The following is a 21,322-nucleotide window of genomic DNA, read 5'->3' as shown; positions in this document are numbered from 1 at the left end:
TCAGGAAACGTTTTCTCAGAAGGTAGCACGGATGCCGCCGGCTCCGCGAGGAATGTTCTCGAGGGAAAGTGGATCGTTTCAGTCGCGCGATTCAGCGCGTGGGCGCGGCAGTCGTTCCGCGGAGGATGACCTCGGGGACGACGGTGTGCGTGGCGTCGGGCGTCTCGCCCTGCAGCAGGGCGCGGAGTGCTCGCCAGGCGAGGGCGCCGAGCTCCGCCGTCGGGACGGCGGCGGTCGTCAGCCCGGGGGAGGTGTAGCGCGCGAAGGGGATGTCGTCGAAGCCCGCGATCGACAGGTCTCCAGGCACCGTCAGGCCGCGCTCGGTCGCTGCACTGAGCAGGCCCATGGCGGACAGGTCGTTGAAGGCGAGGACGGCCGTCGCGCCCGAGTCGAGGACCGCGTCGAGCGAGTCGGCGCCGGCCGCGAAGTCGACGCCGGCGGGGATCTCGAAGATCTCGCACCCCTCGAGGGTCGCGCGGGCGTCGTCGAGCGCGGCGAGACGCTGCGCGTTCGAGGCGCTCCGCTTGGCGCCCGCGAGGTAGGCGATGCGGCGGTGGCCGAGGCCGTAGAGGTGGTCGATGACTTCGCGGAGCGGGGTGCGATAGTCCGCGGCGACGCTCGGAGCATCGCCGGCGCGGTTGACGAGGACGACCGGCGCCACTTCGGCAAGGACCTCGGCGAGGGCGGCATCCGACATGCGGGGAGCGCAGAGCACGAGGCCGTCGGAGCGGCGACGCGATTCGAGGGCGAGCAGGCGTTCCTGGTCTTCGTCCTCGTCGGAGTCGGCCACGAGCACGTGATAGCCGTCGGCGACGGCCGCGCGGCTGAGCCCGCGGAGCATGCCCTGGAACGTGGGGTTCGAGAGGTCGGGGACGACGACCGAGATCGTCTGGGTCTTGCCGAGCACGAGGCTGCGGGCGAGGGGGTTCGCGGAGTAGCCGAGCTCGGCGGCAGAAGCGCGGACCCGCTCGGCGAGGGTCGGATCGACGGTCGCGTTGCCGTTCATCACGCGGGAGACGGTTGCCAGCGAGACGCCGGCGTGCTTGGCCACGTCGGTGATCGTGGTCTGCTTCAGCCCTGCCATCGGCTCCCCTTCGCGCCTTCCCGGCGTGCGCAGCGCGTGCGCCGGTGTGGCCATACTATGCGAGGAAACGTTTTATGACGGGAGACGACGATGTCCGGATCTGCTGTTGACCGAGCCGCGAAACGCGAGCGGGTGGCCGGTGTGCGGCGGGATGCCGGTGGTCGCCCGCTCGTGCTCTCATCGCACGAAGCGCTCGCCTGGTACCTCGAAGGCGTCCGCACGCACGTCTCGCTCGCTGGCCCTCCCGTTCTCGCCGTGCGCGTCGACGATGACGGCGACACGGTGTTCGTCAGCGCGAACGAGGCCGATCGGCTGATCGCAGAGGAGCTGCTGCCCGAAGATGCCGATCGGGTGGTCCGCGTGCCGTGGCATCAGTCGGTGCTCGAGGCTGCGGGTGCCGGGGCGGGCGAGACTGAGGTGGCTGCCGCGTTGCGGGCGGCGCGCGCGTCGCTGCTGCCGGCGGAGGCGGATCGCTACCGCGCGCTGGGGCGCGAGACGGCGGAGGTGCTGACGGCTGTCGCGCGCGGGCTGAGTGCGTCGTCGACCGAGCGGTCCGCCGCGGCGGCGCTCGCGTCGGGTCTCGCCGCGCGAGGGATCGATCCGCTCGTGATCCTCGTCGCGGGCGAGGAGCGCTTGGCGCACCGGCATCCGCTCCCCACCGACGGGCCGCTCGGACGTCGGGCGATGCTCGTCGTCTGCGGGCGGCGGCACGGCCTCATCGCGAACGCGACGCGGTGGGTCGGCGAGGCGGGCGCCGACGACGCGCGGATCCTCGAGGTCGAGGCGGCGTTCTTCGCCGCGACCCGTCCGGGTGCCCGGTTGAACGACGTCTTCGCGGCCGGGACTGCCGGGTACGCGGCATCCGGTTTCGATGCGGACGAGTGGACGAAGCACCACCAGGGCGGACCGACCGGGTACGCCGGGCGCGACCCCCGCGCGACGAGCCTGACGACGGATGCCGTGGTCTCGAACCACGCGTTCGCGTGGAACCCGAGCGCACCGGGCGCGAAGGTCGAGGACACCGTGCTCGTGACGGAGTCGGGTGTCGAGGTGCTGACGGTAGACCCGGCCTGGCCGACCGTGGAGTTCGCGGGCGTGAGGCGGCCGGTGGCGCGCGCGTTCGGCTGAGGCGGCGCGCTCGGATTCGGAGACGTCTATGGCGTTGATTCTGCATTCCCGCACGGGTGCCCGCATCGTGGACGGGTCGCCGCGCGTCGTCGAGGTCGATCAGGCTCGGGATGCCGGGGCGACGACGCTCCGGCTCGACGCGGCGTCCTTCGACTCTCCCGGTGTCGACATGCGGTGGGTTGCGGACATCCCGACGCTTCGAACCGTGTTCCTGCACGATCGGGTGAGGACGCCGGACATCGCGTCGATGAGGGGGAGCGGTGTCGACGAGCTCTGCGTCTGGACGCCCGGTGCGTCACCGGTTCGGAGCGAGGACGTCGGGTGGCTGCGGAGGATCGACTGCGAAGCGGCATCCTTCGTCGCCGACGGCTGGGTGGGTCTGTCCGACGTCGTCACGCTCCAGATCGGCCGGGTGCGGGACGAGGACGTGCGCATCGGCGACGGCAGCGATCGGCTCGAGTTTCTCAAGCTCCGGGGCAGGTCGCAGACGGCGCGTATCGTGTGGTCGCATCCGCCCGCGCAGCTCACCACCTTCATGACACACAGCCTGCGGTGGAGCGATCTCGACGATCTCGCGCGCAGCCCTCGACTCGCGTCGGTGCAGGTGTACAACTCCACCCTCGACACGGCGCAGGGGTCCATCGATATCTCCGCCTTCGGCGGCTCGGCTGCGCTGCGCGAGCTGCACGTGGCGGAGAACCTGCCGCTGCGAGGCGTCCCGGCCGTGCTGGCGGGCGCACCCCACGCGACCGTGCATGTCGCTCGTGATCTCCATGACGCACCCGACGGAGAGGAGCGGGTCCACCGCATCGCGGTCCCGATCAAGAAGCCCCACGCCACGCGCTGACGTGAGCGCCCGCTCGAGATGAATGAACTCTCATTCTCGGGATGCGGATAGGGGCCGTTTTCGGCTGATTCTGCCGGGGTCGATGTCGGAGGTTGGTGCGAGAGTGCAGGTATGGCGGAAGCGATGGAAACCCCCGGTGGCGATGCGTATCTCGCCGCCATCGCGGGGATCGTCGCGGACGTCGAGGACGTAGCCGTTGAGCTTGCTCGTGTGCAGATCCGGGAGTTGCGTGTGCTCGCCGCTGCGGGCCGGTTGGCGGAGGAGCAGGGCGCGCACCTGAACGCGAAAGTGACCCTGCACGACATGGTGCTGCGGTCGATCTCGGCCGAAGTCGCGGGGGCGATGCGGACCACCGACCGCACGGTGCAACGCCAGATCGGCGAAGCCCGGGTGACGATCGAGGGGTTCCCTGCCGCGGTGGCGGCTTGGGAGGCCGGACGGATCGTGCAGGGTCACGTGAGGGCGATCGTCGAGACCGGGGTGAACCTGCCCGCGGAGTTGTGGGCGAAGTTCGAGAAGGTCGCGATCGAACGATGCGAAGGTGAGACGTCGAACCGGGTTCGGGGTGAACTGGAGATCCTCGCGCACCGAATGCACCCGCGATCGTTCGTGGAACGACACGAAGAGGCCGCGGCGGGGCGGTGCGTTCGGATGATCCCGGGGCGGGATGGGATGAGCGATCTGATCGCGACTCTCCCGACCGTGATCGCGGAGGGGATCCACGATCGGCTCACGCAGCAGGCGCGGGCGATCGTCGACACGAGGGACGAACGCGCCGCGAACTCGGAGGTCGTCGCGACCGACGCGCGCACCACCGATCAGGTCCGGGCCGACGTGTTCGCCGACCTGCTCCTCGCCGGAACACCGGCGCTCGATGACACGCGCGACACCACCGCCGGACCGCTCGGTGCGATCCGCGCCCGCGTGCAAGTGCTCGTCCCTGCGGCGACACTCACCGGAGCGGACGACGGTCCGTGCGATCTTGCCGGCCGCTCGCCCATCGACCCGGCCACCGCCCGCCTTCTCGCCGGTGCGACGCACACATGGGAGCGTCTGTTCCACGACCCGACCACCGGAGTCACCGTGTCGACGGATTCGTACCGTGTCCCGGCCGGGATGCGACGGTTCCTGCAAGCCCGGGATCAGCACTGCCGGTTCCCCGGATGCCGCGTCGCCGCCATCCGCTGCGAAGTCGACCACACCCACGACCACGCCCTCGGCGGACGCACCGAACTCTCCAACCTCGCGCATCTATGCCAACGGCATCATTCGATGAAGCAGTTCACCGCCTGGAAGGTCCGACAACTGAAGGGTGGTGTCCTCGAATGGACCTCACCCCTCGGCAGGACCTACCGCGAAGACGCACCCACCCCGGCCGTCGCCTTCACCCCTGTCGCCACACACCCCGGCGACCCGGCACCGTTCTGACGCAGACCCTGGCCGTCAGGCCGTGCCGCGGTGCCGCGCCGGCGCGCCTGAGCGCTCTGACGCCGACCGCACCGCGCCGAGCCGCCGCCACCGCGCCCCGCGCTACCGCGCCCCGCGCTACCGCGCCCCGCGCTACCGCGCCCCGCGCTACCGCGCGCGGGCCACGAAGATCATCAGTCGAGAGGTCCCATCGAAAGGCGTCCCGCCCCAGTCGCCGTCAACGCGGTCGACATCGAATCCCGCCGCCCGCAGATCGGACTCGAGCTCGGCTCGGTCGCGGAACACGAGGGACTGCTCCTCCGTGATCGTCTCGCCCGTGACCGCGAAGAGGTTGCGGGCTCGGAACCTCACGATGCGGTCGTCGACGACCTCGACATCCATCCACTCGGTGAGCGATCCGTGCGCGGTGTCACGGGTCGCGGGCTTCTCGGACGCCCACGACTCCCACTCGCGGAACGCGGGATTGCGGCTCTCGAACGACACCGTGCCACCCGAGCGCATTCGGGCGTGCAGGTCATGGAGGGTGCGCGGCCATTCATCGTCGGAGATGTGCTGCATTACATTCCCGGTCATCACGACGAGATCGAACGGGCCCGGCGGCGCCGCGGTGCTGTCACCTTCGATCCACTCGACGCGGTCTCCACCGTCGCGGGCGCGAGCGAACGCGAGCATCGAGCGCGACGGGTCCATCCCCACCACCCGCCGACCGTCGCGCGCCAGGGTGACCGTCAGCATCCCGGTCCCGCATCCGAGGTCGAGGATCGTGCTCGCCTCGCGATCGTCGGCCAGCGCCCGATAGAAGTCGTGGTCTGGACCGTCGGGGTTGTCGATGTCGTAGAGGTCGACGATCCGCGGGTCGTAGTCGGTCACCTGCCCAGCGTAAGAGGCACCCGCGTCACGCCGTCAGCGTCGACCCCTTCGCCGGCTGATTGCCGTCGCGACGCTCGATCGCGCGCAGGCTCGTCGCCACGAAGCGCGCGATCCGACGCGCCCCCTCGAGGCGGAAGTGCGTGTCGTCGACCAAGCCCTCCGGCCACGCGGTGGTCTCCCCAGGCGCGTAGTGCGACAACAACCGGGCGGATGCCGCATCCCCCAGATCCTCGTAGAGCCAGGTCGTGAACGCCGTGAGGTCGATGAGGTCGACGCCCTCCTCCGCGGCGAGGTCGCGCACGGCATTCGGGTAGTCGCCGTGCGTCGGCGTCACGCGCTCGCCGTCGTACCAGCGCCGTTCGCACGACGTGCAGAGCACGGGCCGCGCGCCGCGTTCGCGCACGTCCGCCACCATCCGCCGCAGCCGATCCGTGTACCCGCCGCGGGAGGCGAGCAGCTCAGGCTGCTTCTGATCGTTGTGGCCGAACTGGATCACCACCGTGTCACCCTCGACGACATTCCCGAGCAGCCGTTCCCACGTCCCGCTCGCGAGGAACGACTCGGTCGTCGCCCCGCCGAACGCATGGTTCAGGACCGGCGCCGACACGAATTCGTCGAGGCATTCGCCCCACCCGGCCATCGGCGCCTCCGCGGCGGTCATGGGCGCGACGGTCGAGTCTCCCGCCAGGTGATAAGTCATCCGCATCCTCCGATGGTCCGGGACATGGCGATGCGGCGGCCGGGAGATCCCGACCGCCGCATCCGTCTGTCAGCTCGCGGCGAGTGCCGTGTCGACCTGCGACAGGAGTTCCTTCGCGGCATCCGCGGGGGTCGTCTTGTCGAAGGTGACGTCGTCGAGCAGCTTGGTGATGATCGGGCCGAGCTGCGAGGTCGGCAGCGCGATCGGGTTCTGCGGCGTGCCACCGGCCTTCGACAGGCGGTCGATGAAGGCCACCTGCTCCTTCTCGGACTCCGTCAGATCGGGCGTGATGGCCTCGAGGACCTTCGGGTCGGCGGGGATGCCGAGGGTCAGCTTGTTGAGCGGGCCCGCTTCCTCGCTGTTCAGCAGGAAGTCGATCAGCTTCGCCGCTTCCTTGGGGTGCTTCGACTTCGAGTAGACCGCGTACTGCACGGTCGGCTGGATGACGAGACCCACCTTGCCGTCGCTGTCACCGGGAACGTTGAGGATCTTCAGCTCCTGGCCCGACGCGCCCGCGTAGATGCCGATGAAGTTGAGCGGGGCGAAGGTCATGCCGACCTTGCCCTGACCCATGAGGCTCTGCTCGAGCGACGCCGATGCGTCCTCGGCCGCGGTGGAGGCGTCGGGTGAGCCGCCGGACTCCTGCAGGTCCTTCGAGAACTGGAAGAACTTCTCAGCGGTGCCCTCGCTCACGCCGAACTTTCCGTCGGCGGTGTAGAGGTCCTCACCGTTCTGGCGGGCGAAGGCCATGAGCGACTGGTCGTTCGAGATCGCCGACGAGCCGTAGGTGCCCTTGCCGGCCTTCTCGGAGAGCTCCTTGGCGATCGAGATGTAGTCGTCCCACGTCCACGACGTGTCGTCGGGGAGCGCGACGCCGGCCTTCTCGAAGACAGCGGGGTTGACGATGATGCCGCGCGAACCGACACCGGTCGGCAGGGCGTAGAGCTTGCCGTCGATGATGCCGGCGTCGAGCGAGCCGGCCTGGAAGGCCGACTGGTCGATGTCGCCGCTGATGTCGGCGATCGCGTTCTTGCTCTTGTAGAGCGGCAGCGCGTCGTACGTGATCTGCAGCGCGTCGGGTGCGCCGCCGCCGGCCACCTGGGTGGCGAGCTTGTCGTAGTAGCCGTTGTACTCGCTGGGCTCACCCTCGACCGTGATGTTCGGGTTGGCCTTTTCGAACAGCTTGATCTGCTCCGCCTTGATGGCGTTCAGCTCGTCACTGCCCCACCAGGCGAAGCGCAGCGTGATCTTCTCGTCGCCGTTTCCAGCGCCGGATCCACCGCCGCAACCGGTCAGCGTGACGGCCAGCGCCACGCCGGCAGCGGCGATGGCGAGGAGGCGTCGATTCTTCATGAGGTTCCTCTCAGACGGTGCGGCGGCGGAAGGCGCGCAGCAGGACAGGGGTGATCCGGGCGAAGCGGAGGGTCGATCGACCGGTGGCCGTGAGGCCGGATCGGGTCTGGCCGGTAGTGATCGGGGTCATGCCGCTCCTTCGCGGATCAAACGTTTTCTCAGCTGTGAGAAAACGCTTACTGACGGACGGTAGCGCCGGAGCCGCGACGTTGTCAACGACCGCTGTGTCTCGCTTGGGTCACGCCGCGAGTGTCGCGGCGAAGAACGCGCGTGCCTCGTCCTGCATCGCCGCGCTCGAGACGTGGCCGTCCTCGAAGAACGAGCCGCGGTATCCCGCCGTCCCCTGCAGTGCGCGGTCGGCATCCCGCATCCCCTCGATCGGGAACAGCGGATCCTGGGTTCCGTACTGCACGAGCAGGTCGCGGGGAGCAGCGGATGCCGCGATCTCAGGAAGGTCTCCCGCGGAACGGATGCCGGGGCTGTTGAGCAGCCAGGAGTGCGTGTCGATCTCGCGCGGCACGAGCGAGGCGAACGTCGCCATCATGCACGTCACGACGGTCGAGCGGACCCGGTCGTCGAGCGCACGGAGCAGCACGGCGCGGCCCCCGCCGCCCGACAGTCCGAACGTGCCGATCCGGTCGGCATCCACCCCGTCGAGACCGGCCAACACGTCGAGTGCGGCGACGTCCTCGGTCGCGACGGCGCCGGCGAGCGACGTGCCGAGCATGCCGGCGGCCTTGGCGAGCGAGTCCTCGTGCAGCGACGACACGACATCGAAGCGCTCCGCGTCGGTGGGGGTCACGCCCTCCTCACGCCAGAGTGCTTCGCGGGCCGCGATGAGTCCGGCGAGCCGCGGCGTCGGGTGCGAGAGGTCGAACGCCCGGCTGCCCCACGAGAACGCGTCGTGCGCGAGCACGACGAATCCGTCGCGGGCAAGGTCGTTCGCCGGGGCGAGACCGCCGTAGACGTTCTCGCGCAGACGGGATGCCGAGGGGTGCGGCGCCCGGTCGGTCTCGACGAGCTGCTCCCCACCCACCGACCGCACGCCGCCGTGGCAGTGGAGTCCGAGGAGGGCGGGCAGCGGACGTCCGTCGTCGTCGGGACGCAGCAGCCACGCTCGCGTGCGGGGCCCGTAGGGGAGCTGCCACGTCAGTTCGCGGCCGTGGACGCCAGCGGCGCGCCACTCGCGCTCGACGCGGACGTCATGGGCTGCGGTGCGACGGATGCCGAGCGCTGCAGCGAGCGCGCGGCCGGTGTCCGAACCGTCGGTCCGAACCGGCTCCCGCTCGAGAAAAGCGGGCCAATCGGGGTATCCGACGATCGGTCCGAGAGCCTGTGCCGACTCGTCGACGCGGGTGGGATCGGCCATGGCGGCTCCTCGTCTTCGGGGATCGCTTGTGCGCTCCGCTCGATAGTGTATCGTCCTAGAAAGCGCTTTCTGAGCGTGTCTACGGCGGTCGCAGAGGACCGTCGGAAGTGTCGAGGAGGACCCGGATGAGCGCGATCAGCGAGCTGTCCCAGATACGCCGCGTCGGCGGCAAGCGAGGCGCGCGCGAGCGACCGAAGGACACGAAGGCCGCCCTGGTCTTCCTGGCCCCGTGGCTGCTCGGGCTCATCCTCGTCACGGTGCTGCCCATCGGCGCATCCCTCTACCTGTCGTTCACGAAGTACGACCTCTTCAACGCCCCGGAGTGGATCGGGCTCGACAACTACGTGCGGATGTCGCAGGACCCCCGACTCGGGGCATCCCTCGGCGTCACCTTCGTCTACGTGCTCGTCGGCGTCCCGCTCGCGATGATCGCAGCACTCGGTGTCGCGCTCCTGCTCGACAAGGGGCTCCGCGGACTCGCCTTCTACCGGTCGATGTTCTACCTGCCGTCGCTGCTCGGCTCGTCGGTCGCCGTCGCGATCCTGTGGAAGCAGATCTTCGGCGTCGACGGCATCGTCAACCAGTTCCTCGCGGTGTTCGGCATCGAGGGGCCGGGCTGGATCTCGAACCCCGACACGGCACTGTCGACGATCATCCTGCTGAGCGTCTGGGGCTTCGGTGCCCCGATGGTGATCTTCCTCGCCGGCCTCCGCCAGATCCCGGTCATGTACTACGAGGCCGCATCGGTCGACGGAGCCGGTCCCGTCCGGCAGTTCATCTCCATCACGATGCCGCTGCTCAGCCCGATCATCTTCTTCAACCTCGTGCTGTCGATGATCGGCGCGTTCCAGGCCTTCACGCAGGCCTTCATCATCTCGGGCGGGTCGGGAGGCCCGTCGGACTCGACCCTCTTCTACACGCTGTACCTCTACCAGAAGGGGTTCACGTCGTTCGACATGGGCTACGCCTCGGCCATGGCCTGGCTGCTCGTGGCCATCATCGCGGGCTTCACGGCCGTGAACTTCGCTCTCTCCAAGCTGTGGGTGTTCTATGACGACTGAACTGATCACGACCCGCGACCGCCGCTTCGCGAAAGAACGGCAACGGATCCGCCGCCGGCAGTCCGCCGGCCTCGGCGGGCGCTCGAAGGTGAGCGTCGTGGTCCGCCACGTTTTCCTCATCGCGACGTCCGCCCTGATGCTCTATCCGCTGCTGTGGATGGTCGTCAGCTCGCTGCGACCCAACGACGAGATCTTCCGGCTGCCGGGGCTCTGGCCGCTGTCGTTCGAGGTGTCGAACTACACGGAGGGCTGGAACGCCCTGTCGCCCTCGTTCGGGACCTACCTCTGGAACTCGATCGTCGTGGTCGCCGGCTCCATCGTCGGCAACCTGATCTCGTGCTCGATGGCCGCGTACGCGTTCGCCCGGCTGAACTTCCACTTCAAGCGCACGATGTTCGCGATCATGCTCGTGACGATCATGCTCCCCGTGCACATCGTGATCGTGCCGCAGTACATCATGTTCAGCCAGCTCGGCATGGTGAACACGTTCTGGCCGCTCATCCTCCCGAAGGCGCTGGCGACCGACGCGTTCTTCATCTTCTTGATGGTGCAGTTCATCCGCGGCATCCCCCGCGATCTCGATGAGGCCGCCCGCATCGACGGCGCCGGTCACGCGCGCATCTTCCTGCAGATCCTGCTCCCGATGATGACGCCGGCCCTCGCGACGACGGCGATCTTCACCTTCGTCTGGGTCTGGAACGACTTCTTCGGCGCCCTCATCTACCTGAACAACCCCGACCTGTTCACGGTGCCGCTGGCCCTCCGGCAGTTCATGTCGGCGCAGGGAGCGTCGAACTTCGGCGGGATGTTCGCGATGTCGGTCGTGTCGCTCGTGCCGGTGTTCCTGGCCTTCCTGTTCGGTCAGCGCTTCCTCATCCGAGGCATCGCCACCACCGGCATCAAGTAAGCCCCACGCGAAGGCGGCGGCCCGTCGGGGTCGCCGCCTTCGGCGTGCGCGACCTCAGCTCAGTCGCAGTGCGGCGACGACCTCGTCGTCGGTGAGCCGTCCGTCGGCGACGAGCAGGCGGTACGAGCGCGACACGGGGATGCCGGGGGCCAGGTCCACCGCGCGGTCCCAGGCGAGGGCTGCGCCGATGCCGGGGTAGCCCGCGACGCGGACGAACCACGGGTCGGCGGCCGAGACCTCGTCGAGCGGGGCCATCGCAACCGTCGCCGGTCCGCCCTCGAACACGGCCGACCAGGCGAGCCAGGGGGCGACTGTGCCGTGCACGGCATCCTCGCCGCGCGCTGAGGCGGTCCGCACGTCGACGTCCGTCGCCGCGGGCAGGCGCCAGGCGAGTCCGCCGTAGCCGCCGCCGACGCGTCCGTTGCTGCCCGGCCCGCCGAGGTGCAGCGTGCCGGCCCGCGAGGTGAGCTCGACGCTGAGATCGATCGTCGTCGCACCGGAGCCGGCGTCGGCCACGGTCATCCGTCGGCATTCGGTGAGCATCTGCGCGCCGTCGCGGCCGATCCATGCGAACTCCGCCTCGAGAGCGGATGCCTCGCCCTCGACGCGCGTGGCGACGATGCGACCGTGGTCGTCGCGCCAGACGTAGTCGCGGCCGGGTGTGTAGGTGCGGCCGCCCCAGAAGTTGACGCCCGAGACGTCCTGCAGCGTCACGCTGATGCCCAGGTGCCAGTCGTGGTCCGCCGGGTGCATGTCCGACACGACGACGCCGCCGGGGGTCCGAACGGGGTGCAGGTAGGGCCGCGGGCTCGACGAGCGGGTGATGTCGGCGCCGTCGACGAGAACGGCGACGGGATGCCGCGACTCGTCCGGCGAGCGGAGCTCGGCCAGCACGGCGGGTTCGGTCTTCGCCGCCCAGGGCAGGTGCAACTCGGCGAAGGTCGCCTCGGCATCCACCGCCCGCTCGACGGCGTCGCGGACCCCGCGGATGACGGCCCGCGGCGAGGGGCCCTCGTCGTTCCAGGTGACGAAGGCGGCGTCGATCGGCGCCGGCTCGGTGTCGGCGACGGCATCCATCACGCGGACGAACGCGCCGGTCTCGTGCAGGGGAGCCAGCATCGGCGTGCCGTGATCGCGGTGATCGAGCAGGTTCTCGACCAGGTCGATGCGGCCGAACTCGACGCGGCGGTCCGCCGTCTCGACGACGTCCTCCGTGTAGAAGAACTTCGCCGACCCTCGGGTGCCGCGGATGAGGACGTACGGCTCCTCGGAGTCCTCCGCGCAGAGCGTGAGGGCGGACGTCACACGGATGCCGCGCCCCGTCGACAGTCGGATGACGCTGGTGTCGTCGCCTTCGATGTCGTTGGCCCGGTAGAGGTCGGCGGTGACCTGGGTGACGTCGGACGCTGCGGTCGACTGCGCGACGGCGAGGGCGGTCGCGGTCGCGTGCGCGAGCGGGTTGGCGACGACGCCGTCGAGGACGGGAAAACCGTCGAGGATGCGGTGGCCCGCCCAGCGGCTGCGCGACCAGTACGCCCGGTCGCGGCACCAGAGTCCGACGGCACCGATCGCCTGGATCGGCCCGAGGCCGAACTCGTCGGCGATGAGGGCGGGGATCGCGAGCGACCCGAGGCTCTGGAACCCGACCTGCACGCGGGCGCCCGAGGCCGCGGCGGCGTCGGCGAGCACGGCGAGGTCGGCGGACGAGAGCACGGGCGGCTTCTCGAGGTAGAGGTCGATCCCGCGCGAGACGACGAGACCCGCGAGCGCCGCGTGCGTGTGCAGCGGTGTCGCCACGATCACGACGTGGACGTCGTCGACGGCGTCGAGCGCCTCGGCGAGCGACGCGAAGGCGCGGGTTCCGGCGGGGAGGTTCTCGGGCGGGACGGGCGTCGGATCCGCAACCGCCACGAGCTCGACGCGGTCACCGAGGCGGCGCAGGTTCTCGAGGTGGACGGTGCCGAAGCCCTGGGCTCCGGCGAGGACGATGCGGGTTCGTCGGGTGACAGTCACGGGGACTCCTTCGTCGGCTCCCTCGAGTATGCCAGCAAGCGCTTTCCCTGTGGCATCCCGAGGCGCGGCATCCGACCGGATCAGCCGATCAGACGGGCGAGCAGGATGCCGCCGAGCCCGGCTGCGACGGCGGCCACCAGCATCCCGATCGCGTTCACCGAAGCGAGCACGTACCGGCGTTCCTGCGCGAGGCGAACCGTCTCGAAACTCGCGGTGCTGAACGTCGTGAAGCCGCCGCAGAGGCCCGTGCCGATGATCAGTCGCCACGATTCCTCGAGGATGCCGCCGAGCGCGAGCTCCGTCACGAATCCGAGCACGAGCGAGCCCACGACGTTGATGAGGAGCGTGCCGACGGGCAGTGCGGTCTTCACGCGGCTCTTGACCGATCCGTCGATCACCAGGCGGAGCACCGCGCCGACTCCGCCCGCGAGCGAGAGCGCGATGAAGAGGACGGGGGTCATCGGGTCACCGTCCGGCGGTGGTGCGCTGCGGCGAGCGCGATCCCGGCGACGGTCGCGAGCGCACCGACGACGACCGTGCCGAGGGCGTAGAGGATGCCGGCGAGCGGATTGCCCCCGGTCAGCAGCAGGCCGCTGTCGACCGCGAGCGCGCTGTACGTCGTGAACCCGCCCGCGAATCCGGTGCCGAGGAGAAGTCTGAGCGAACGGCGGCGACCGTCGTCGGGCCCGCGCCGGGCGAGGGATTCGAGAAGCGCCCCGAGGAAGAGCGCTCCGACGATGTTGATCGCGAAGATCGCGACGGGGATGCCGCCGACCGGGGGGATCGCGAGCGAGAGTCCTTCGCGAGATGCCGTCCCCGCGGTGCCGCCGACGAGGACGAGCAGGATCGACGACCAGGCGAGGTGCACCGGCCGCGACCCCGTCGAGGCGAGGTCGCTGTCGATCGGGAGCTCACCGTGGGGATCGGGTTCGCGGCGTGGGGTGGTCATCGGGTCCCGGGAATCGAGGGGCGGGCGGGTTCCACGATAGACCCGGGCGCCGGCCGGAGCGTTCCGGGGACCCCTGTTGTCGTTGCCGGCGCGACGAAGCGGCAGATCGCGTCCCCGGAGTGCCGGCGCCCCGGCTTCCGGGGACGCATATCGTCGCCTCGGTCCGGCAGATGCGGCAGTTCGCGTCCCCGGAACGCGCGCCTTCCCGAAACCCCCGCCGCTGCGCGCCGTCAGACGCCCGGCGGATCCTCGGGAAGGCGCAGCGGGTCTTTCGGCAGTCCCGGGCCGTACTGCCCCTGGGGTCGCGTGTCGATCGTCGGGTGCGTGGGTGGGCGCCTGCCGAGGTGGGCATCCGAGTACGCGTCCGAGGCGGAGAGCTCGCGCGGCTCGGCAGACGTCGATCGAGCGCGGCCGGCGGTGAGGGATGCCAGTCCGATCGTGGCGACGAGGATGCCGAGGTGCACCCACAGCGACGCGCGAAGCGCCGTCGCCGCGATCAGCAGGGCCACACCGATCACCGCGATGATCAGGGGCGCGAACCGCCGCAGGGTCAAGATCGCCATGCCTCACGGTACTGCGGGGCGCCCCTCGGGTCGAGGGTTCGGGTGCTCCGGGGTTCGAGGGGGTTCCTGCCCGGAGAGCCCGCACCTACCATGGACACATGACCCGGAAAACGCTTTCCGATCTCACTCCCCTCATCGACGGCGCGCGCCCGACGCGGTCCGTGCTGCGCCTGCTCGCCCGCCGGCCCGGGCGGATGGCCGTCGCGATCCTCGCCTTCGCGGCGAAGGAGATCCCGATGTGGTTCCTGCCCGTCATCACGGCGGCGGTGATCGACATCGTCGCGAGCCGCGGGGATGTGCAGCAGGTCATGTGGTGGTTCGTGCTGGCTGCCGTGCTCCTGCTGCAGAACTACCCGAACCACATCCTCTACACGCGGAGCTTCATGACGGTCGTCCGCGACACCGGCGCCGACCTCCGCAACGCCCTCGCCGAGCGGCTGCAGAGCCTGTCGATCGGCTACCACTCGCGCGTCAGCTCGTCGATCGTGCAGACCAAGGTCGTGCGTGATGTCGAGAACGTCGAACTCATGCTGCAGCAGGTCACGCATCCGTTGCTTTCGGCGGCGATGGTGATGACGGGCGCGATCACGATGACCGCGATCGCCGTCCCCGCGTTCCTGCCCGTCTACGCGCTGGCCGTCCCGATCGCCATCGGCATCCGCTACGGCATGCGCAAGCGTTCGCAGGAGCGGAACGCCCACTTCCGCCGCGAGGTCGAGACCCTCTCGGCCCGCGTCGGCGAGATGGCCTCCCTCATCCCCGTCACCCGCGCCCACGGCCTCGAGCAGACGGCAGTCACCCGGGTCGCAACCGGCGCCGACGGCGTCCGTCGCGCCGGGCTCCACCTCGACATGCTCAACGGCCACGTCGCGTCGGTCTCGTGGGTCGCCATGCAGCTGTTGGGGGTGGGATGCCTCGTCCTCGCCGCGACGTTCTCGCTCACCGGCATCCTGCCCATCACCCCGGGTGAGGTCGTGCTGCTGTCGACCTACTTCACCCTGCTGACCCAGGGGCTGACGCAGCTGCTCATGCTCATCCCCGTCGGCGCGCGCGGCCTCGAGTCGGTGCGTTCGATCGCCGAGGTCCTGCAGGAGCCAGACCTCGAGCAGAACGCCGGCAAGCGCACGGTCGACGCGGTCGCCGGCGAACTGACCCTCGCGCACGCGTCGCACCGCTACGCCGGTGCCGCCGAGGATGCGCTCCACGACATCGACCTGCACATCCCCGCAGGCGCGACCGTCGCATTCGTCGGGTCGTCGGGGTCGGGCAAGTCCACGATGCTCAACCTCATCCTCGGGTTCCTCCGTCCGACGGGAGGCCGCATCCTCATCGACGGTGAGGACATGCAGGAGCTTGACCTGCGCGCGGTGCGCCGCTTCGTCTCGGTGGTCCCGCAGGAGTCGGTGCTCTTCGAGGGGACGATCCGCGAGAACGTCGGCTACGGGCTCGGCGAGGTCGACGATGCCCGCATCGAGCGGGCGCTCCGCGACGCCAACGCGTGGGGGTTCGTGCAGGACCAGCCGCACGGGTGGGACACCGTCGTGGGCGAGCGCGGCGCGCGCCTGTCGGGCGGTCAGCGGCAGCGGCTCGCGATCGCGCGGGCGTTGATCCGCGACCCGCGCATCCTGCTGCTCGACGAAGCCACGAGCGCGCTCGACCCCGAGTCGGAAGAGCTCGTGAAGGATGCCCTCGGCCGCCTCATGACGGGACGCACCACCCTCGTCGTCGCCCACCGGCTGTCGACCGTCCGGCAGGCGGACGTCATCGTCGTCCTGGAGCGCGGCGAGATCGTCGAGCGCGGCTCCCACGACGAGCTCCTGGCGCGCGGCGGCCGCTACGCGCACCTGCACCTGACGCAGGCGGGTCTCGCCTGAGCCCGCTCACCGTCGTCTCGCCTGTCGTCACGCCCCGCGGATGAGATCGGCGCACTTCTCGCCGATCATCATGACCGTGATGTTGGGGTTCACCGTCGTGATCTCGGGCATCACCGAGGCGTCGGCCACGCGCAGACCCGTCACGCCTTTGACGCGCAACTGCGGGTCGACCGGCGACATCGCGTCGTCCACGGCGCCCATCCGGACTGTTCCGACCGGGTGGTAGACGGTGTTGTGCGTGCGGCGGATGTAATCGGCGAGCTGATCGTCGGTGACGGCGTCGGGACCCGGGGCCAGTTCGCGTTCCACCCACTCCTGCATCGCCGGCTGCGCCGCGATGTCGCGCGCCTTGCGGATGCCGGCGATCATCACCCGCATGTCGTGACCGTCGGGGTCGGTGAAGTAACGCGGGTCCACCATCGGCTTGTCGCGGAAGTCCCTCGACCGCAGGCGCACCGTCCCGCGGGACCGGGCGTGCGTGACGTTCGGCGTGAGGCAGAAGACTTCCTCCGCCGTGGGGTAGCCCGCGCGGTAGGTGTGCATGTCGAACGGCACCGAGCCGTAGTGCATCATGAGGTCCGGGCGGTCGAGGCCGTCCTCCGTCGCGGTGAACACGCCGATCTCCCACCACTGGACCGACTCGCGGGGCATCGGCTTCTTGGACTCCCACTGGATGACCCCCTCAGGGTGGTCCTGCAGGTTCTCGCCCACGCCCGGCGCATCCACCCGCACCGCGATGCCGTGCTCCTCGAGGTGCTCCCGCGGACCGATGCCCGAGAGCATGAGCAGCTGCGGGGTGTTGATCGCCCCCGCCGAGACGATGACCTCGCGGCTCGCGGCGATGCGATCGGGGCGGCCGAACGCGTTCCCGACGTACTGGACCCCGACGCAGCGGTCGCCGTCGAACTCGAGTTCGCGCACGTGGACGTCCGTCAGGATCGTCAGGTTCTCCCGGTCGAGGATCGGATGCAGGTACGACACCGACGACGACGCGCGAGTGCCGTCCGGCTGACGGTTCACCTGGAAGACCCCCGCCCCGTTGACGACGGTGTCACCCGTGTTGAAACGGACGTTCGGGATGCCGGCCTGTTCGCACGCCGCGAGGAGTGCGGCGCCCGACGGGTCGGTCGACGGGGCCGTCATGAGGTGGACGGGACCGTCGTGGCCGTGGTGGTCCCCGTCGTCCTCATTGGTCTCGAGGCGCTGGTAGAGCGGGAAGGTGCTGTCGGCGTCCCAGCCCTCGGCGCCGTGGACGTGCGCCCATTCGTCGAGGTCCTCGCGGGGCGCCCAGAAGGCGATGCAGGAGTTGTGCGACGAGCAGCCGCCGAGGACCTTCGCGCGCGCGTGGCGCATGAACGAGTTGCCGTTCTCCTGGGGTTCGATCGGGTAGTCCCAGTCGTACCCGGATTCGAGCAGTTCCATCCACCGTGACAGCGTCAGGACGACGTCCGTGTCGACGTCGGTGGGGCCGGCCTCGAGCAGACCGACGGTGACCGTCGGGTCCTCGCTCAGCCGGGCGGCCACGGCCGCTCCCGCAGAACCGCCGCCGACGACGACGTAATCGAAAGTGTGCGTGGTCTCCATGTCGGTTTCTTCTCCTCAGCGCTTCTCGAACCAGCCGGTCACAGCCGGGCGCAGGTTCTGGTAGATGTGCTTGGCTTCCTGGTACTCGGCGAGGCCGGTCGGGCCGAGCTCTCGGCCGAAGCCGGACTGCTTCAAGCCTCCCCACTCGGCCTGCGGGAGGTAGGGGTGGTAGTCGTTGATCCAGATCGTCCCGTGACGCAGTCGACCCGCGACCCGCTGGACGCGCCCGGCATCCTGCGACCACACGGCTCCCGCGAGGCCGTAGATGGTGTCGTTCGCCGTCTCGACCGCCTCGTCCTCCGTCTCGAAGGTCTCGACCGTCACGACGGGTCCGAAAGCCTCGTCGCGGACCACCGACATCCCTCGGCTGACCTGGTCGAGCACCGTCGGGAGGTAGTAGTAGCCGTCGGCGAGCTCACCCTCGCCCCAGCGTCCGCCGCACCGGACGCGGGCGCCTTCGGCGACTCCCTTGTCGACGTAGGCGGTCACCTTGTCCCGGTGTTCGGCCGAGATGAGGGGCCCGGTCTCCGCGGCGTCGTCGAACGGTCCGCCGAGGCGGATGCCCTCGGCACGTCGCACCAGCTCGTCGACGAAGCGCTCCGCGATGGATGCCTCGACGATCAGCCGGGCGCCGGCCGAGCACACCTGTCCGGAGTGCACGAACGCCGCGTTGAGCGCGTTGTCGACCGCCGCATCGAAATCGGCGTCGGCGAAGATGACGTTCGGGTTCTTGCCGCCCAATTCGAGAGCGACCTTCTTCACCGTCGCGGCGGCGTTCGCGGCGATCACCCGTCCGGTGACGAGACCGCCCGTGAACGAGACCATGTCGACGTCCTCGTGCGTGGAGAGGGGGCCGCCGGCAGCGGCGCCGGCTCCGAGCACGAGGTTTGCGACGCCCCGCGGGAGGCCGGCGTCTTCGAGGACGCGCATCATGAGGATCGCCGTGTGCGGGGTGAGCTCGGCGGGCTTGAGCACGATGGAGTTGCCGGCCGCGAGCGCAGGAGCGATCTTCCACGCCGCCTGCAGGAGGGGGTAGTTCCACGGGGTGATGAGGGCGCAGACGCCGACGGGCTCGTAGACCACGCGGCTGAGGACATCTGCAGATCCGGCGTCGACGATGCGACCGGCGTCGTTGCCCGCGAGGCGGCCGTAGTACTCGAAGCAGGCGGCGATGTCGTCCATGTCTATGCGCGACTCGACGATGCGCTTTCCGGTGTCGCGCGACTCGGCCTCGGCGAACTCCTCCTTCCGCTCGCGAAGGGCCGTGGCCACGCGGAGCAGGAGGGCGCCGCGTTCGGGCATCGGGGTGCCCGCCCACTCGCCACGGTCGAAAGCGGCTCGTGCGGCGGCGATCGCCCGGACGGTGTCGGTCTCGTCCGCCTCGTCGACCACGGCGACGAGGGAACCGTCGGCGGGGCAACGGATCTCCCTGGTTCCGCCGGCGGCGGCGGAGACCCAGCGTCCGTCGATGTACAGGGTTTCGGGCATGGGGATGCTCCTTCTGCTCAGCGTCAGTCCTTGTGGGTGGGGAAGTCGGTGTGCCAATCGGGCACGGGGGCATCCTCGACGATCGAGGCGTCCCGTCCGTCGGGGGTGACCCGAAGGAATTCCATGTGCGATTCGTAGTGCGCGACCGCGTCGGCGATCAGCTGCTCGGCCGTGTATCCGTAGACGTCGTACCCGCGTGATCCGGTCGCCGTGAACGTCTCGAGACGGTAGTAGAGGTCGCTCCGTCGAGGGGTGCGGCGCGCGTAGCTGGGCAGCTCCTCGACGACGGGGTAGACCTGGTAGACGAAGTCGGCGTGATCAGGGAACCGGGCCGAGAGCACGAGCGTCGGCAGGTCGGCATCCGGCACGTCCGATCGGGAGTACGACACGTCCACGCCGACCGCCGACAGTTCGGCCTCGACCTCGCGCAGCGCGCGTTCCGCGGTCTTTTCGAGGTAGCTCAGCGCCTTCTCGCGCGTCGGGAACTCCGCGACGCGTCGCAGGCGCCGCCGCCACGGGGTCTCCACGGTCGCCACGCGGGCCGTCACCGTCGCCCGGAAGCCCTCGGCCTGATGCTGCTCCGTCCGGAGCGCTCGGAAGAGGGAGATCATGACGAGATACAGCACGATCGAGAAGGGCACGCCCACGATCAGCGTCGCATTCTGGAGCGTCGAGATGCCGCCGATGAGCAGCATCGACAGGGTCAGCAGACCCGTCACGACGGCCCAGTACACCCGCATCGGGCTGCTGCCGTCCTCGCGCGGGTCGTCGATGATCGACGTGAAGTTCGCCAGGACCAGTGCCCCCGAATCGGCGGACGTCACGTAGAAGAGCAGGCCCGTCAGCGTCGCGAGGGCGATGACGACCGGCGCAGCCGGGTAGGCCGCGAGCAGATCGTAGAACCCCTGCTCGGGCGAGGACAGCGCCGTCTGACCGAAGTCGTCGGCGCCGCCGAGGATGAGCTCCAGCGCGGAGTTGCCGAGGATCGAGATGAACACCGCGATGAAGACGAACGGCACGACCACGACGCCGGTGATGAACTGGCGGAGCGTGCGTCCGCGGGAGATCCGCGCGAGGAAGAGGCCGACGAACGGGGCCCATGCTATCCACCACGCCCAGAAGAAGAGGGTCCAGGCGCTCATCCACTCGTCCGGCTGCGTCCACGCGAAGGTGTTCATCATGAGGCCGGGGAACGAGGAGACGAAGTCGCCGACGTTCATCACCACGCCGTCGAGAAGGCGCCGGGTGTTGCCGGTCACGGCGAGGAACACGAGCAGGAGCACGGCGAGGACGACGTTCAGTTCCGACAGTCGGCGGATCCCCTTCTCGACGCCCGAGACGGTCGAGATCGTCGCCATGATGACGGAGATGACGATGAGGCCGATCTGGGCGGCCACGCCCTGCGGGATCCCGAACAGGAGGAACAGTCCGTAGTTGAGCTGCACGACGCCGATCCCGAGGGAGGTGGCGATGCCGAACACGGTGCCGAGCACGGCCGCGATGTCCACGGTGTGTCCGGCCCATCCGCGAAGACGGTTCCCGAGGATCGGCGCCAGGAGCGAGCGGATGCTGAGGGGCATGTTCCGGCGATAGGCGAAGTACGCGAACGCCCCGCCCATGAGGGCGTACATCGCCCACCCGACGGGGCCGTAGTGGAACAGCGTCCACACGATCGCCTGTCGCGCCGCCTCGACGTTCTCCGCTGCCCCGGCCGGGGGCTCGTAGTACTGCGCGACGGGCTCCGCCACCGAGAAGAAGAGGAGGTCGATCCCGATCCCCGCCGCGAACAGCATCGACATCCATGTGAACAGGCGGAACTGCGGCCTCGAGTGGTCGGGGCCGAGCTTCGTCCGCCCCATCGGCGAGAGCGCGAGGTAGACGACGAACCCGAGCACCACTGTCGCGGTCAGGATGTAGTACCACCCGAGGTTGGTGGCGACCCAGCCGACCGCCGAACCGATCGCACCACCCGCCTGGTCGGGGAGGACGATCGCCCACACCGCGATACCGACGATGAGAATCGACGATCCGATGAGGACGGGCCAGTTGGGCCTGACGGTGGTCTGCGCGGTCATGAATCCTCCGGGCTAAGGATGAAGGGCCG

18 protein-coding genes are annotated in these 21,322 nt (G+C 69.7%); 6 read left to right on the top strand and 12 right to left on the bottom strand.

What is annotated here, in order from left to right; all coding sequences use genetic code 11:
• Window positions 1-91 precede the first annotated feature (91 nt).
• Window positions 92-1,084, bottom strand: a complete 993-nt coding sequence (locus ABQ271_RS13550) for a LacI family DNA-binding transcriptional regulator (RefSeq protein WP_349309257.1) — start codon at window positions 1,082-1,084, stop codon at window positions 92-94.
• A 171-nt stretch (window positions 1,085-1,255) separates the two neighbouring features.
• On the opposite strand from ABQ271_RS13550, the gene ABQ271_RS13545 reads away from it, so the two are divergent.
• From ABQ271_RS13545 to ABQ271_RS13535, 3 genes are all read left to right on the top strand, one after another.
• Window positions 1,256-2,212 (top strand): M24 family metallopeptidase, encoded by a 957-nt coding sequence (locus ABQ271_RS13545; RefSeq protein WP_349310910.1) that lies wholly within the window; start codon window positions 1,256-1,258, stop codon window positions 2,210-2,212.
• A 28-nt stretch (window positions 2,213-2,240) separates the two neighbouring features.
• On the top strand, window positions 2,241-3,059 hold the full coding sequence (locus ABQ271_RS13540) for a hypothetical protein (protein WP_349309256.1): 819 nt from the start codon (window positions 2,241-2,243) through the stop codon (window positions 3,057-3,059).
• Window positions 3,060-3,170: 111 nt separating this feature from the next.
• The gene (locus ABQ271_RS13535; protein ID WP_349309255.1) at window positions 3,171-4,487 is read left to right on the top strand and encodes a DUF222 domain-containing protein; all 1,317 of its coding nucleotides are present in this window, start codon (window positions 3,171-3,173) and stop codon (window positions 4,485-4,487) included.
• A gap of 147 nt (window positions 4,488-4,634) precedes the next feature.
• Here ABQ271_RS13535 and ABQ271_RS13530 read toward each other — a convergent pair whose 3' ends face one another.
• The 4 genes from ABQ271_RS13530 to ABQ271_RS13515 all read right to left on the bottom strand — a co-directional run bounded on the left by ABQ271_RS13530 (window position 4,635) and on the right by ABQ271_RS13515 (window position 8,779).
• Window positions 4,635-5,357 carry a class I SAM-dependent methyltransferase gene (locus tag ABQ271_RS13530; protein ID WP_349309254.1) on the bottom strand — a complete coding sequence of 241 codons (723 nt, stop codon included), beginning with the start codon at window positions 5,355-5,357 and terminating at the stop codon, window positions 4,635-4,637.
• A 25-nt stretch (window positions 5,358-5,382) separates the two neighbouring features.
• Entirely contained in the window at window positions 5,383-6,057 is a 675-nt protein-coding gene (locus tag ABQ271_RS13525) for a rhamnogalacturonan acetylesterase (protein WP_349309253.1), read from the bottom strand.
• 69 nt (window positions 6,058-6,126) lie between these two features.
• Window positions 6,127-7,410, bottom strand: a complete 1,284-nt coding sequence (locus ABQ271_RS13520) for a sugar ABC transporter substrate-binding protein (RefSeq protein ID WP_349309252.1) — start codon at window positions 7,408-7,410, stop codon at window positions 6,127-6,129.
• Window positions 7,411-7,648: 238 nt separating this feature from the next.
• Window positions 7,649-8,779 carry a hypothetical protein gene (locus ABQ271_RS13515; RefSeq protein ID WP_349309251.1) on the bottom strand — a complete coding sequence of 377 codons (1,131 nt, stop codon included), beginning with the start codon at window positions 8,777-8,779 and terminating at the stop codon, window positions 7,649-7,651.
• A 125-nt stretch (window positions 8,780-8,904) separates the two neighbouring features.
• On the opposite strand from ABQ271_RS13515, the gene ABQ271_RS13510 reads away from it, so the two are divergent.
• Both ABQ271_RS13510 and ABQ271_RS13505 read left to right on the top strand, forming a co-directional pair.
• The gene (locus ABQ271_RS13510) at window positions 8,905-9,840 is read left to right on the top strand and encodes a sugar ABC transporter permease (RefSeq protein WP_349309250.1); all 936 of its coding nucleotides are present in this window, start codon (window positions 8,905-8,907) and stop codon (window positions 9,838-9,840) included.
• Entirely contained in the window at window positions 9,830-10,747 is a 918-nt protein-coding gene (locus ABQ271_RS13505) for a carbohydrate ABC transporter permease (protein ID WP_349309249.1), read from the top strand. Before ABQ271_RS13510 ends, ABQ271_RS13505 begins: the two co-directional genes overlap by 11 nt.
• Window positions 10,748-10,801: 54 nt before the next feature.
• Here the strand turns inward: ABQ271_RS13505 and ABQ271_RS13500 are convergent, their stop codons facing one another.
• The 4 genes from ABQ271_RS13500 to ABQ271_RS13485 all read right to left on the bottom strand — a co-directional run bounded on the left by ABQ271_RS13500 (window position 10,802) and on the right by ABQ271_RS13485 (window position 14,272).
• Window positions 10,802-12,760 carry a DUF6807 family protein gene (locus tag ABQ271_RS13500; protein WP_349309248.1) on the bottom strand — a complete coding sequence of 653 codons (1,959 nt, stop codon included), beginning with the start codon at window positions 12,758-12,760 and terminating at the stop codon, window positions 10,802-10,804.
• Window positions 12,761-12,840: 80 nt separating this feature from the next.
• The gene (gene crcB, locus ABQ271_RS13495) at window positions 12,841-13,221 is read right to left on the bottom strand and encodes a fluoride efflux transporter CrcB (RefSeq protein WP_349309247.1); all 381 of its coding nucleotides are present in this window, start codon (window positions 13,219-13,221) and stop codon (window positions 12,841-12,843) included.
• Entirely contained in the window at window positions 13,218-13,628 is a 411-nt protein-coding gene (locus ABQ271_RS13490; RefSeq protein ID WP_349310909.1) for a CrcB family protein, read from the bottom strand. Before ABQ271_RS13490 ends, crcB begins: the two co-directional genes overlap by 4 nt.
• 311 nt (window positions 13,629-13,939) lie before the next feature.
• Window positions 13,940-14,272: a hypothetical protein gene (locus ABQ271_RS13485; RefSeq protein ID WP_349309246.1), complete on the bottom strand. Its 333-nt coding sequence runs from the start codon at window positions 14,270-14,272 to the stop codon at window positions 13,940-13,942.
• Between the two features lie 98 nt (window positions 14,273-14,370).
• Here ABQ271_RS13485 and ABQ271_RS13480 point away from each other — a divergent pair, with 98 nt between their 5' ends.
• The gene (locus ABQ271_RS13480) at window positions 14,371-16,146 is read left to right on the top strand and encodes an ABC transporter ATP-binding protein (RefSeq protein WP_349309245.1); all 1,776 of its coding nucleotides are present in this window, start codon (window positions 14,371-14,373) and stop codon (window positions 16,144-16,146) included.
• Window positions 16,147-16,173: 27 nt separating this feature from the next.
• On the opposite strand, the gene ABQ271_RS13475 is transcribed toward ABQ271_RS13480, so the two are convergent.
• From ABQ271_RS13475 to betT, 3 genes are read right to left on the bottom strand one after another with little or no spacing between them, the layout of a single operon-like run.
• A complete protein-coding gene (locus ABQ271_RS13475; RefSeq protein ID WP_349309244.1) occupies window positions 16,174-17,730 on the bottom strand; it encodes a GMC family oxidoreductase N-terminal domain-containing protein in 1,557 nt (518 codons plus the stop codon).
• Between the two features lie 15 nt (window positions 17,731-17,745).
• Window positions 17,746-19,218: an aldehyde dehydrogenase family protein gene (locus ABQ271_RS13470; protein ID WP_349309243.1), complete on the bottom strand. Its 1,473-nt coding sequence runs from the start codon at window positions 19,216-19,218 to the stop codon at window positions 17,746-17,748.
• 23 nt (window positions 19,219-19,241) lie between these two features.
• A complete protein-coding gene (gene betT, locus ABQ271_RS13465) occupies window positions 19,242-21,293 on the bottom strand; it encodes a choline BCCT transporter BetT (protein ID WP_349309242.1) in 2,052 nt (683 codons plus the stop codon).
• Between the last annotated feature and the right edge of the window lie 29 nt (window positions 21,294-21,322).

This window comes from Microbacterium sp. MM2322 (assembly GCF_964186585.1).
Classification (GTDB): Bacteria; Actinomycetota; Actinomycetes; order Actinomycetales; family Microbacteriaceae; genus Microbacterium.
Note: the sequence above shows the minus strand (reverse complement) of the source record. Positions and strands in the feature narration are given on the sequence as shown.

Excerpts from the sequence above, each read along its gene's own strand:
- ABQ271_RS13550 (WP_349309257.1), bottom strand. The coding sequence starts at position 1,084 with ATGGCAGGGCTGAAGCAGACCACGATCACCGACGTGGCCAAGCACGCC.
- ABQ271_RS13540 (WP_349309256.1), top strand. The coding sequence starts at position 2,241 with ATGGCGTTGATTCTGCATTCCCGCACGGGTGCCCGCATCGTGGACGGG.
- ABQ271_RS13535 (WP_349309255.1), top strand. The coding sequence starts at position 3,171 with ATGGCGGAAGCGATGGAAACCCCCGGTGGCGATGCGTATCTCGCCGCC.
- ABQ271_RS13525 (WP_349309253.1), bottom strand. The coding sequence starts at position 6,057 with ATGACTTATCACCTGGCGGGAGACTCGACCGTCGCGCCCATGACCGCC.
- ABQ271_RS13520 (WP_349309252.1), bottom strand. The coding sequence starts at position 7,410 with ATGAAGAATCGACGCCTCCTCGCCATCGCCGCTGCCGGCGTGGCGCTG.
- ABQ271_RS13515 (WP_349309251.1), bottom strand. The coding sequence starts at position 8,779 with ATGGCCGATCCCACCCGCGTCGACGAGTCGGCACAGGCTCTCGGACCG.
- ABQ271_RS13510 (WP_349309250.1), top strand. The coding sequence starts at position 8,905 with ATGAGCGCGATCAGCGAGCTGTCCCAGATACGCCGCGTCGGCGGCAAG.
- ABQ271_RS13505 (WP_349309249.1), top strand. The coding sequence starts at position 9,830 with ATGACGACTGAACTGATCACGACCCGCGACCGCCGCTTCGCGAAAGAA.
- crcB (WP_349309247.1), bottom strand. The coding sequence starts at position 13,221 with ATGACCCCCGTCCTCTTCATCGCGCTCTCGCTCGCGGGCGGAGTCGGC.
- ABQ271_RS13485 (WP_349309246.1), bottom strand. The coding sequence starts at position 14,272 with ATGGCGATCTTGACCCTGCGGCGGTTCGCGCCCCTGATCATCGCGGTG.
- ABQ271_RS13480 (WP_349309245.1), top strand. The coding sequence starts at position 14,371 with ATGACCCGGAAAACGCTTTCCGATCTCACTCCCCTCATCGACGGCGCG.
- ABQ271_RS13475 (WP_349309244.1), bottom strand. The coding sequence starts at position 17,730 with ATGGAGACCACGCACACTTTCGATTACGTCGTCGTCGGCGGCGGTTCT.
- ABQ271_RS13470 (WP_349309243.1), bottom strand. The coding sequence starts at position 19,218 with ATGCCCGAAACCCTGTACATCGACGGACGCTGGGTCTCCGCCGCCGCC.
- betT (WP_349309242.1), bottom strand. The coding sequence starts at position 21,293 with ATGACCGCGCAGACCACCGTCAGGCCCAACTGGCCCGTCCTCATCGGA.